Annotated in this window: 9 protein-coding genes and 2 pseudogenes; 6 read left to right on the top strand and 5 right to left on the bottom strand. The window is 49.6% G+C overall.

Annotation, left to right across the window (positions count from 1 at the left end):
• Nucleotides 1-2: 2 nt before the first annotated feature.
• Nucleotides 3-152, top strand: coding sequence for a hypothetical protein (locus NDI45_RS25580; RefSeq protein WP_348249385.1), 150 nt, complete (start codon nucleotides 3-5; stop codon nucleotides 150-152).
• 177 nt (nucleotides 153-329) lie between these two features.
• On the opposite strand, the gene NDI45_RS25575 is transcribed toward NDI45_RS25580, so the two are convergent.
• From NDI45_RS25575 to NDI45_RS25555, 5 genes and pseudogenes are all read right to left on the bottom strand, one after another.
• Entirely contained in the window at nucleotides 330-4,313 is a 3,984-nt protein-coding gene (locus NDI45_RS25575; RefSeq protein WP_348249384.1) for a multicopper oxidase domain-containing protein, read from the bottom strand.
• 305 nt (nucleotides 4,314-4,618) lie between these two features.
• The gene (locus NDI45_RS25570; protein ID WP_348249383.1) at nucleotides 4,619-6,283 is read right to left on the bottom strand and encodes an IS1182 family transposase; all 1,665 of its coding nucleotides are present in this window, start codon (nucleotides 6,281-6,283) and stop codon (nucleotides 4,619-4,621) included.
• A 248-nt stretch (nucleotides 6,284-6,531) separates the two neighbouring features.
• Complete coding sequence (locus NDI45_RS25565) at nucleotides 6,532-7,155, bottom strand: integron integrase (protein ID WP_348249401.1); 624 nt, start codon at nucleotides 7,153-7,155, stop codon at nucleotides 6,532-6,534.
• A gap of 51 nt (nucleotides 7,156-7,206) precedes the next feature.
• Nucleotides 7,207-8,152, bottom strand: a protein-coding gene (locus NDI45_RS25560) for an IS630 family transposase (protein WP_348249382.1) whose coding sequence is annotated in 2 segments (ribosomal slippage) — nucleotides 7,207-7,813 and nucleotides 7,812-8,152 — 948 coding nt in all. Because the reading frame shifts where the segments join, the coding sequence is not laid out codon by codon here.
• Between the two features lie 67 nt (nucleotides 8,153-8,219).
• A pseudogene (locus tag NDI45_RS25555) lies at nucleotides 8,220-8,525 on the bottom strand (site-specific integrase); the annotation flags it as partial.
• A gap of 285 nt (nucleotides 8,526-8,810) precedes the next feature.
• On the opposite strand from NDI45_RS25555, the gene NDI45_RS25550 reads away from it, so the two are divergent.
• From NDI45_RS25550 to NDI45_RS25530, 5 genes and pseudogenes are all read left to right on the top strand, one after another.
• Nucleotides 8,811-9,227: a hypothetical protein gene (locus tag NDI45_RS25550; protein WP_348249381.1), complete on the top strand. Its 417-nt coding sequence runs from the start codon at nucleotides 8,811-8,813 to the stop codon at nucleotides 9,225-9,227.
• A gap of 99 nt (nucleotides 9,228-9,326) precedes the next feature.
• Complete coding sequence (locus NDI45_RS25545) at nucleotides 9,327-9,911, top strand: hypothetical protein (protein WP_348249380.1); 585 nt, start codon at nucleotides 9,327-9,329, stop codon at nucleotides 9,909-9,911.
• A gap of 123 nt (nucleotides 9,912-10,034) precedes the next feature.
• Nucleotides 10,035-10,652: an RNA methyltransferase gene (locus NDI45_RS25540; protein WP_348249379.1), complete on the top strand. Its 618-nt coding sequence runs from the start codon at nucleotides 10,035-10,037 to the stop codon at nucleotides 10,650-10,652.
• A gap of 98 nt (nucleotides 10,653-10,750) precedes the next feature.
• Entirely contained in the window at nucleotides 10,751-11,269 is a 519-nt protein-coding gene (locus tag NDI45_RS25535) for a hypothetical protein (RefSeq protein ID WP_348249378.1), read from the top strand.
• 86 nt (nucleotides 11,270-11,355) lie between these two features.
• Nucleotides 11,356-11,465, top strand: a pseudogene (locus NDI45_RS25530) (IS6 family transposase); the annotation flags it as partial.

Below are 11,465 nucleotides of genomic sequence, written 5' to 3'. Positions count from 1 at the left end.
TGATGTTATCTCTATCTAAAACCAAACTAACTGGACGATCGACTATGGATGACTCCCCCACTGACCCTGTTCTCCCAATCGTGATCGTCCCCCTTGAAGGTGGCAAGAAGGAAGAACTCCGGCGATTGGAACCACCCGACTTACGCCATTAGCAGATCGAGGAGTTCCTGCGGCAGATGGGGAAGGCGGAGAATACCCAGCGTGTCTATCAAGGACAACTGGTACGGTTTACCGCGTGGTGCGACAAGTTCGAGCTAACTGCCAGAACCGAATCGCTAAATCTGCGTAAGAGTCCGATTACCGATTTAATTCAAGAAGGAACAAAATGTTCATTGGTGATCCGGAAACGTGATATTGAAAAGCGATAGCAGGTAAGGGGTGCGTGCAATTCGCAAAATGCCCCATAGCCCTTGAGCAACTGCCCACTTCAGCACACCGCTTCGATACATATAGTCTCCGGCTCGGTTGGCGGTTTCTAGCTCATAGGTGCGAACTGTGCCACAGGAAAGGGCTGCTTCTGATGCAACGCGAGGGCTTCCTTCACCCATGTAACGCCATTCGCGCCAGGTATGCCCATGAATTGTGAAGCTATGGTTGCGGGGGCGATCGGCAGCACAAATCAAATGGAAGTGAACGGCTCTGCGACGTGGCACAATCCAAACGGGCGTAGCGGGATTTGCTAGATTGACTCGCGTGGCATCCAGCAGGGGTTCAACCCGATAATTAAACCCTTTGTTGCCCTGGTCTTCTGTGTCTTCTGCGTTGTCCACCAGTACATCGGGATCGCCTGCACGGGAGAAATCCTCTGGCTTATCGGGAAAGGGAGCATCGCGATCGCCATCCACAAATAACCGCAATCCATCCTGGAGCAACAGCACAACCTCTTCGTAGCGATCGCCATACTGTCCCCGAATCGTTGCTCGCGCTCCATGCCAGGCGGTAGGACTAAACAGCGGTGCAGTTGGTTTGCCCGGAGGCACAAAGCGCGGAGTTGCGCTGGGCGGCTCAACAATCAGAGCGCCAATCAATCCATGACGGCGGTGATTTCGCACATCTGCCATATCTTGCAGCAAGACGGCGCCGACCTGATCCGCATACCAGAGATACGTGTAGCGTTGACCCGGTGATATGCTTTGAATCGGATTCTTGCCCACGTTTGCGCCATCGTGCTGCTGCACATCGTAGCGAAGTAGATCCGCATGCAGGGAAACCTGATTGGAAACGCGGCGATCGTCCACATCTGCGAGCACACCGGGCGAAAAAGGCTCAGGCCTTAAACTGGCTGGCAAGCGATTATGCAGCTCGATTTCGACCCATTCCCCGGCACGACAGCGTAGGACGAGTGGTTCGGGTTGAGCAGAGGCAGAGACCGGTTGCCATTCGGTTGCTCCGGGGGTGGCAATCGCATCGAGACGATAGATCAGACCGAACGGATCAACCAGATTGGAATCACGATAGGTTAGCGATCGGGCTTCGGCAACGACCTTGAAGCGGCGTCGCAGCCGAGGTTCTGGCGGTGTGGGCAGCGGGGGATCCGTGATCGGAGCGATAGGAGTGAGTTTTTGTCCCACTTCATCGAGTTGCGCTGGATCATAACTGCGAATCAATCCCCAGCAGCCAACCCAGAGATCATCGGCCCCGGCAAATTTCCACAGATAGTCGCCTGCGCCATAGGACTCCTGCACCTTGAAGGTAAAGGCTTCTGAGATGCCCAGCGTTTGCTGATTGACCAGCAGCGATCGCGAATCGTTACGGAAACGTCGCCAGCGCATTCCGTGAACCTGGAAGCTGTGCTGTTCTTCGTGTGACCCCTGCACTAATCGAATCCAGATTGGCTCGTTGGGCAGAGTATGGAAAATGGACGTATCGGGTTCTTTTACCTTCAGGGAATGGAACCAGTAGGCAGGCTCATCCTGACGCTCTCGCAGCGGAGTCGACCGATAGTTAACTGCCATCACGCCATTGTCATCGTGGCTGCCCGGTTGGTCGGGTGGCTCGATCGGTTGTCCCTTGCGATCGAACATGGGAATCCAATCAGCGACGCTGATGCAAAATTCACGGAATTCCTGCACGCCGTCGATCGGTTGTGGCAGTTTAATCACCGCCTGTTGTCCACTCAGGATTGGCTGGCTGGAATCAAATGGGTTGTGGAAGGTTGCGCCTTCGGGTTCGACGATTAATGCCCCGAATAAACCGTGTTTTTGGCGATAGTTAGCAAACAGATGATCGTGAAAGAAGATTGTGCCAAACTCCTCGTCTGCCCACCAGCGATACACCATTTTTTTACCCAGGCGAGGTGCGCTCAGATAGTTCCAGCCCGTGCTGGCGCCATCAGCACAAATTGGGTCAAACTTCACCATATGCACGTGCAGCCCGCATTCTCCTTCCCACGGCAGTTTGTCACAAGGGGGAAATGCCGGATCGAATGGAGTTTCCTCGATGCAATCGGGCAGTTGATTGTGCAGCGTTAGTTCCAGCACATCCTGCTGGCGACAGCGGAAAAACAGCGGTTCTTTCGCTCGATCGCGCTCATCCGGATCGCCCTCGGCTTTCAGGTAATACAAATGCCCATCCGGGTCATACCAACCGTCGTCGTTGTAGTCAATCCGTCGCTTGACGACGCCAATTTCATGATTCGGCTGCGGCAGTTCACGCGGATAGGGAAAGCGACCAAACAGTTCACCGGGACGCGGATCGGCATTAAACGCATTGCGCTCCAGAACAGTGGCTTCCTCATAGTCAAGCTCGGCTGGCATCGTTGCAAAGTCTCCCGGATAAGGCGGTCTGGGTGACTTCTGACCGACAGTTCCTGGGATAAACAAAGGGAAACCAGGGCGATCGGGGGTCGGCGTGGGCGGCGGTTCGCGATCGGGTAAAACGGCTAATTTCGCGATCGGTATGCCGTCGGGATAGCGTCCAATGCGGCGACCCTGATAGCGACCATCCTCGTCGGTTAAACAGTCTCCGTCCATGCCGTCCTGACGGGTATCAAAGGTACGAAAGATGCCCCACATTCCCATGTGGAAGTGCGGATACAGATGGCAATGCCAGATCACATCGCCGGGAACGCCCTGACGATTGCCTGCGCCCCATAGCGGAACGATCGTGTGTCCAGTTTGCGGGCTGATGCTGATTGCATCGATTAGGGGCGTTTGCGGATTGTGGGGAACCACGTGCCACGCATACAAGTGCAGGTGAAACACATGGGTTTCTTTCACGCCCGCATGAACCAGCCGAATTCGCACCGGATCACCGAGATATGCCCGCAGAATGGGAGTTGCAGGATCGCCAAACATCCATGAGCTGTGGTGCTGCTCTTCGTTCAGAACGGGGGCATTCAGCGTTCCCTCACGGCGTTTCTGCCAGATAATGCGCTCCCGGCTGATCATCGGCTCTGCGCGGTAGCTAATTGGCATCAGCGATCCAGAATGAGCATCGACACCGTGCCCGCCATGTCCGACCTGTCCATTCCCGCCATGATCATCAGATTGGCAGGGATTCTTTTCCAGCTTGCCATGCGGCGGCACAAACTCTGGCTCGTCGTGAAAGAAGATGACATACTCGCGGAAAGAAGCGTTGTCATCGGCATATTTCGAGGGCTGAGAAAAGCGATCGCCTGTCTTGGGAAAGGATTTCTTTGGGGATTGCGCCAGCTCTGCTCGCGATCGCAAATGCACATCTGCATACAGCCCGTCTTCTAAAAGACCGTCCATGCCCACTTCTGGATCGCTCCACCAAGCGTTCTCAGGTTCGACAATCAGCGCCCCAAACAAACCATGGGCATTCGTACCGTCTTGATTACCAGAGAAATTCCCGGCGTCGTGAAAGGGAAATACACCTTCGTGTTTGCAGTGCCAGATGTATTTGCGGGTTTCGCCTGTGGCAACCAGACTGGAAGCATTTCGCCCCACCTGTGCGCCATCGCTGGTTTGAATGTCGTAGCCGTCTCCGACCAGATGCAATCCGATCGAGCGATCGCGAATTTCGTTCTCTAGCTGCACCTCGACAACGTCACCTTTACAGGCTCTCAGCACCAGTGGACGCACCAGCGGATGAGGCTGTTTTGCTTCTTCGGGTGTTTGGGGCAGTTCGATGCCAAGCTGCTGAGCACGGGCGCGAGCTTCTGCGATGAGTTGAGCCTCTGCAACCGGACCTTGCATTAATTGCTTAATATATTTCAGGATGGGTAAATTCTGCTTCAGCGTAAACATCAAACCATTGTGGTTATGATCGCCATACTTGTTGAAATATATTGTTATCTCGATCGCCACAACCTGATAGCAACGGGAGCCAGAGTCAGTCAGCGGCAGCATAGTAATTTCCCCGCGAGACAATAGAAATATCTGTGAATAATTGAATCGTCACAATCTTGAATCAATAATTCCAGTACACACACGGGTACTTTATTCGGTTATGTCGCAAAAATTGGTTAATGGTAAGGTAGGCAAGCCCAACTCTGTCGACGTTTCTGGTGTTTGATCATCGAGTTACTGAAAATGGGACAGTTGAACGTTTCCTACGATCGGTAAGTGAAAATTAAACTGTCTCCTACAAACTCTGGAGTGTAAAACAAATCCTCCGATACTGTTGGCGAACCTCGATGAGGATCACACCTCCCTTAATCCGGCACTAGAGCCGCCAAACGAGAAACTCGAGTTTTTGCTCTTGGCACACCCGTCAACCAGTTGATCAAGCGCTCAAAGTTCATTGCAGCAGCGATCGCAGTATTTTGCAAATGGGTCTTGGTTAGTCCTCGATATCGAGTTTGCCTTAATCCAAACGCTCGAACTCCTTGAGAGAGCGTTCCTTCAATCCCAGCCCGACGCTGATAGCGTTGCTTTCCCTCAGCACTGACCTGAGTCGCTCGGGCGTTCTTAAGCGCTTCATACTGTGCTTGTGGCATCAGCAGTACACTGCGTGCAGCAGGCAGTTTTGCTCGAGTACATTGAGAGCGAGCAGCACAAGGACCACAGTCCAACGTAGAAAACCTGGCTTTGAAAACAGGATGCCCATCCTGCCCTATCAAAGGGGACCAGGAAATGGACTGCTTCCCTTGCGGACAAGTGACATGCTGCTGTTCCCAGTCCACCGTAAACTGCGTAAAGTCAAAGGCATCTACGGTTTTGGTTTGCCAAGTGACGTTAGGACGAGTCGGTCCCACAATCGTAATGCCTTGTGCTTGAGCCTCTACAAGCAGATGAGCATCAACATAAGCTGAATCGACATAGTGCTCGCTGGGCGGCAATTCTTTATCAATCAATGCTTGGTGAATCTCTTGAGTACAGTTAGCTTCATGCACAGTGGCAGGAGTAGTCATCATATGGGTGATCAAATGGCAATCGTCATCCTCACAGGTCTCGCTCCAATGCACCATGTACCCAATCCAGCTCACTCCACAGCGACTGCGATAGCGAGCCTCGGTGTCATAGGGAGATTCAATGCCCTCAGTTGCCTTCGCTAATTCTCGCTTTGGCTTAAAGCGCACCTGCTTAAATCCCGTCTTATCATCGATGAGTACTTCATAATGTCGTTGCCAAACGAGTTGCAGTGCAATAATGCTTGAGAGTTGTTGCCATTCAATCGGCAAATTGGATGTTTCTAGGTGTTCTAAAAGATGGTAAATATCGTCTCCTACCGTTTGTGCATAACTCTCCCTCTCCGTGTTGCTTCGAGGTAATCGAATTTGTTCAATTCGACTACCATAGCGCTTGTACCAAGGCTCTAAAGCAATTTCTTGTAACCATTCAGGAACAAGTGTTGCGAGTTCATTCAGAACGGCTCGAAACGTTTCTGCAACGAGCTCTAAGCGATTCAACTCCCGAATCGAAGCTAAAACGCGAGTTGAATCAGTACGCTGTTTCCCTCGAGCTTTCACCAAGCCCAAAACGCGGCAGTGTTCCAAGAGCCGGTCCAATAATAAATGCTCTACTTTTCCCTCAAGTAAACGCTGCCGAAATTCACTCAGCACACTGAAGTCGAATCCTGAATCGGTTAACTCCAGTCCTAGTAAATATTTCCAATCAATCCGAGAGCGGACTGCGTCAGCCGCTTGGCGGTCAGAGAGGTTCTCTCGAAATTGCATGACTGTGATCAGTGCTAGCCGCCACGGTGGGACAGCAGGCTGACCCGTCGTAGAAAACAGGTTGGCAAAGTCTGCATCCGCAAAAATGGGTCCGAGTTCATCTCTCAAGGTCAGATATGGGTTGCCTTTCCGAAAGGCAGCTTTCGCAACCCGCACGGTTTCTTGAGGAACTGGAGGAATTGGCTCAAACGCAAGGGACATGGCAATTCACCTCGCAAGACTAAGGAAATTGCTCTTTAGGATAACCAATGTGATCCCCATCGAGCTTCGCCAACAGTATCTCCTCCTTTGTTTTACTAGCGGCATGGAAATAGTCTATAACTTTGGAAAACAAAGCTGGAAGGCGTTTCCGCTCAATTTTATATGTCTCACAATGGCTCAGCTTGACGAGTTTTGAGACAAGACTCTTACATGAGTAGGCTCTGCAATTGCTGAGCCTGAATGACTCCTCACAAGTCCAGTGGACTTCTCACTCCTTGCCCCCCTCGATTTAGGACGTGCGTATAGATCATCGTTGTTTTCACGTCCTTGTGTCCCAGCAATTCTTGAATTGTTCGAATGTCATAACCACTTTGTAGAAGATGAGTCGCAAAACTGTGGCGAAATGTATGACACCCAACCCGCTTGGATATCTTTGCAACTCGAACTGCCTGCTTCACAGCTTTTTGGACACTACTCTCATGCATATGATGACGACACATCAAGTCACTCCGGGGGGCTTTAGCAATCTGACTTGAAGGAAACACGAATTGCCATATCCACTCTCGATTCGCATTCGGGTACTTCCGCTCCAGCGCAAATGGAAGATGAACTGCCCCAAATCCTCGTCCTAAATCCTGTTGATGTCGCCGCCTCACGCCCACCAAATGGTCATGCAATTCATCGGTTACGCTTGCAGGCAACATCGTGACACGACTTTTACTCCCCTTTCCATCTCTGACAAGAATTTGTTGCTGAGCGAAGTCGATGTCTTTAACCCGCAATCGCAATCCTTCAGTCAACCGTAACCCGCACCCATAAAGTAACTTAACAACGAGCTGAGGGACACCATCGATATTTTGGATAACGCTCAATGCTTCTTCTTTAGTGAGTACAGTCAGCAAATACAGCCTTTTTCAGTCAGCTTAGGTACAGTAACAGCAATGAGTGAACCAGCCTTGCAAATCTTTGGGTGAAACTTGGGTGAAAGCCTGCTCAATTGCTTTGACTAATTCTGGATAAGTTCTTGCACTCATAGAGCGCAACAGCGTTTTGATCTTTGACCAACAATTCTCAATCGGAGAGAACTCAGGAGAATAAGGTGGTAAAAAGATAACCATTGCGCCTGCTTTTTGAATAAGTCTAACCACAGGGTCACCCTTGTGAATCGAGCAGTTATCCAGAACCACACAAGCTCCCTTCCACAGCTTCGGTACTAGTTTTTGTGCAATGAAGGCTTCAAATAACAGTCCATCCACTGCACCGAGCATCGGCATTTGAGCAATCACCTTCGATAACCCGATTGCCCCGACCATCGAGACATTTTTGCCCCGCTTTTGCGGACGTTTCCCCACTGCTCGCTGCCCTTTCGCAGACCGTGCTGTCAGGCGTACCATCGCCAGATTCACTCCTGCCTCATCGATGAAGATGAGGTTCTTTGCCAGGATGCCTCGCACCAACTGCCAAAACTCGACCCGTTGCTGTTGCACTCGCTCGGTTTCTTTTTCGCTAGCATGAAACGTTTTTTTTGACGCTCAAGTTCAGTTTGACCAACATCCGATGAATCGTCGTGCAACCCAGTCGCACTCCCGTCTTCTCTTCCAGGCGATCTCGCAATTCCTTGAGAGTGGCATCATTTTGCGCCTCGACCAATTGCTCCAGCACGCTCAATTGCTCCGCATTCAGCTTTGCCGGCGTTTGCTGCACCCGGACTTTGGGCTGAACACTTCCGGTTTCTCGATAGCGTTTGAGCAGGGTTTCAACAAAACTCGTTGCCACTCGAAATTGACGAGCGAGTTCTCGTTGAGAGATGTTGCCCTCCTGGTATCGCTGGACAATCTTCTGGCGCAGGTCGAGCGAGTAAGGTTTCATAACAGTTAGCTCAGAAATGGCATTTTGTTACTCTAACTTGTACCTCACCTGCCTGAAAAAGGCTGTAACGGGAAGGCTTGGCTCGAATCGCATTGACCTGATCGACTTCCAACTTGAGCACTTCCCTGTACAGAAACAGCAGTGCGTTCAGTGCTTGGTTTTGAGTTGAAGCTGCAACCTGTTCTCGCACCGCAAGGTGAGTCAAGAATGCTTCAATTTCAGCACAACCCATCTCTTTGGGATGCCACTTCTGGTGGAACAGAATGTAACGGCGAACCCATTGCACGTAAGTTTCTTCAGTCCGGTAAGAATAGTGTTTCAGCCGGATAGCATCTCGCAGTTGATCCAACAGCTTCTTTGGAGGTTGCTGCATAAGAGTGGGGAGTAGGGAGGATATAAATTGTAAAAAATGATACTCACGGGCTCATCAGTACTGCATGTGAAGATATACGGAAAAAATCTGCCGATCCGCCTAAAAAAGCCTATTATGCAGAAAAACTCCGTCGATCCAGCTGATTTGGAATGATCAGCAGAAAAAATCTGCCGATCCTCCAGTACTAGGTGGATCGACAGAATAATTCAGTCTAATAATAGTTCTGCTGCTTAAGTTGCTGGTGAGGACATTGATAATTCAATTATTAGTTGATGGAGATAGGCGTTGACGGCATATTTCATCTTTGAATTGAAGTCCAACCTTGAGCCAAAGAGCGTTCAGAAAAAGGTTTATGACTTATGGACTCGTCCTGCGTATGGATGGGATGTTGACGTTTATTTGCATGAGAAGAACGGAACAGTAGTCTGTAATTTGCTTTATTACTTTTCCGATGATACACAGAGTAGAGAGCGGATTGAGCAGATTTTGGATTATTTATTCAGCATTGCGATCGATGGTCGGGTTTACTATTATCGGTTTAACGAAGCGATGGACACGTATCGGAAGTCAAGTCAGAAAGTCACGCTGGATCAGTTATTCAGCGAGTATTACCCCACCTTGGGAGGATACTGCCTCCGTTACGAAGTTGCTCGACCTCGATTAAAGTCGCACCAGAACAACCCGGTTGGAGCGGACAGTTGAGAGCCTTTTCGTTGATCGCTGTGGTCGATCTGCTGCCGCTCAATCGGAACGTTATGCGGCTGAGTTTTTGGTGAGGACAGTAGTTTCAAGCTTAAAGGTATGGGAATAGACATACATATCTACGCTGAGATTCGGAGGGACAATGAATGGGAACCTATACCCGAACCTGCTGCTACTCAATATTCGAGGGGCAAAAAAGTTCCTGTCGATCCAGTTGAGCTTCGCGGTACCCCATATCGATTATTTGTAATGCTTGGAGGTATCTATCACGGAAGCGTCATAGGTGTAGTGGAGCCTATTGTAAAACCACGAGATTTTCCTGACGACATGAACGGCTTCTACAAGACTTATTTTGATAAGCATGGTACAGGATTGGCACGCTCTTGGTTGCTGGTCAAGGAAATCATTGATTATGACTGGGACGATAATTATGTAACGTATCGAGCCTGTGTCAACAAAAATTATGCCTCTCTCTTCGACGAGGATTGTCCATTCCCGGAAACCTTTCCAGCAGGGGCATCCATTTACCAGAGGCAACAACCTGATACTGTGTGGGTGACATGGAGAAGTAGTTGCCGGGAATTTGTAAACCTGGATTACGAAACTTGTTTAGAAGATTTCATCGAAGAATTGACAAAGTTAGGCGATCCAGACAAGGTAAGGATTATATTTTGGTTTCTTTAGGCGAGAAGCGCCCCATAACAATTGCGGTGCAACGGATTGAAGGAAGCTGCTGGTGCTGAGTTCAAGGTTATTGCAACCGCTGACCGCAAACGTTAGACATCAAAGCAATACAACCGGAAACCTATGGAAAAAGAAGAAAAGCAAAAGAGTTCGCTCCGACAACGCGCGGAAGAGATAAAGCCTTATAGATGCAAGAACTTAATCACTGTTATCGAAGATCCAAGTGATATCAGGAATATCGGTACGGTTATAAGAAATGTAAATGCCTTAGGAGTAGAAAAGGTATACGTTGTAGACCCAAGGGGAGCCTTGCCTAACGATTGGCAAGAAATGCGGGAGCAAAAATCACTTTCAAAGATTTCTGTATCGGCGATCAAATGGAGCTTCGTCAAAAGGTTTGATAGCACCGAAGCCTGCCTTGAGCACTTAGAGAAAAACCGATTCGTTTCTATCGTCACATCGCCACACATAAAGGGGATGAAAAATGTCGTCCTAGATGAGGCTGACTACACCATCTATACCAAGTTAGCTATGTGGTTCGGCAATGAGGCTAGGGGCGTAAGTGATCTAGCCATACAGCACAGTGAAATGTGCGTGAGCATCCCTATGTTTGGCATGATCGAGAGTTTGAATTTGGGCACAACCTCAGGAATAGTTTTGCACGAAGTCACGAAACAGCGCCGTGAATATCAGAGCAAATATAGATGGCGAAAAAAGCGAGGCGAAAAAATTGATGCCTAACACTGCGTGGCAGTGGACAGACAAGAGTTGCTGATGCAAGGTGCAAGGTTGTCTACCGCCGCTCAACTACGACGTTAGGCTTTTATGGAAAGCAGTGTATGGCAAGAAGAGAAGTTAAAATTCCATATGGGAAAGCCTGGGTTGAAGATGGGGATGTCCCGGCAACACTACTTTTTAATCCAGATAATTACAGTTCTTTTACTTCTCAGATGGCTCATCGTAGCGATCGCTCGCGCATGTCCCGCGCCTTTGTAAGCTTTGTCCGCCAGTCAGGGGGAGAATTCGTTGCGATCTGTGGTGGCTGCTTCCGACCAGCAGAACAAGGCTTTTCCTGCCGAGTAGCTTTCAGAGACAATTACTCTCCAGGAGAATATGGAATTCTGGAGCATGAGGCAAGTTGCATTCTTCAGGGCGTTAAATTGCTGGGTCAATACGATACAGGTACCCTTGAGATTGATGAGAGCGCGAATCACCCAGCAGATTCAAAGCGCTGGGCTTGGGAAAGAGCAGGGGCGGTGTTGATCCGCTTGGTTCAGTCAGATGTTTGGGAACTTGATGATTCTGAGCTAACACAGGTTATTTGGGAAACAGCAAAATACGGCCCGCCAGTTGGATAGTGTCAATCTTGTGATCAGATGCTCAGCCTGGTTCTGTTGCAAGAAGTGATAGAATTAGCGTCTACCGAGAGAAAAATTAACGCCCGGTGGTTGATCCGAAAGCTCCGTTCAAGTGGCGGCATTTTTTGCCAGAGATCATTCTGTTAAATGTACGGTGGTATTGCCGTTATGCTTTGAGTTATCGAGATTTAGAAGA

The organism is Leptolyngbya sp. GB1-A1, assembly GCF_039962475.1.
In the GTDB taxonomy this organism is placed as follows: Bacteria; Cyanobacteriota; Cyanobacteriia; order Elainellales; family Elainellaceae; genus Leptolyngbya_A.
The sequence above is the reverse complement of the archived record's forward strand: the minus strand, read 5'-3'. Positions and strand labels throughout refer to the sequence as shown.

Excerpts from the sequence above, each read along its gene's own strand:
- NDI45_RS25570 (WP_348249383.1), bottom strand. The coding sequence starts at position 6,283 with ATGTCCCTTGCGTTTGAGCCAATTCCTCCAGTTCCTCAAGAAACCGTG.
- NDI45_RS25580 (WP_348249385.1), top strand. The coding sequence starts at position 3 with ATGTTATCTCTATCTAAAACCAAACTAACTGGACGATCGACTATGGAT.
- NDI45_RS25545 (WP_348249380.1), top strand. The coding sequence starts at position 9,327 with ATGGGAATAGACATACATATCTACGCTGAGATTCGGAGGGACAATGAA.
- NDI45_RS25575 (WP_348249384.1), bottom strand. The coding sequence starts at position 4,313 with ATGCTGCCGCTGACTGACTCTGGCTCCCGTTGCTATCAGGTTGTGGCG.
- NDI45_RS25535 (WP_348249378.1), top strand. The coding sequence starts at position 10,751 with ATGGCAAGAAGAGAAGTTAAAATTCCATATGGGAAAGCCTGGGTTGAA.
- NDI45_RS25540 (WP_348249379.1), top strand. The coding sequence starts at position 10,035 with ATGGAAAAAGAAGAAAAGCAAAAGAGTTCGCTCCGACAACGCGCGGAA.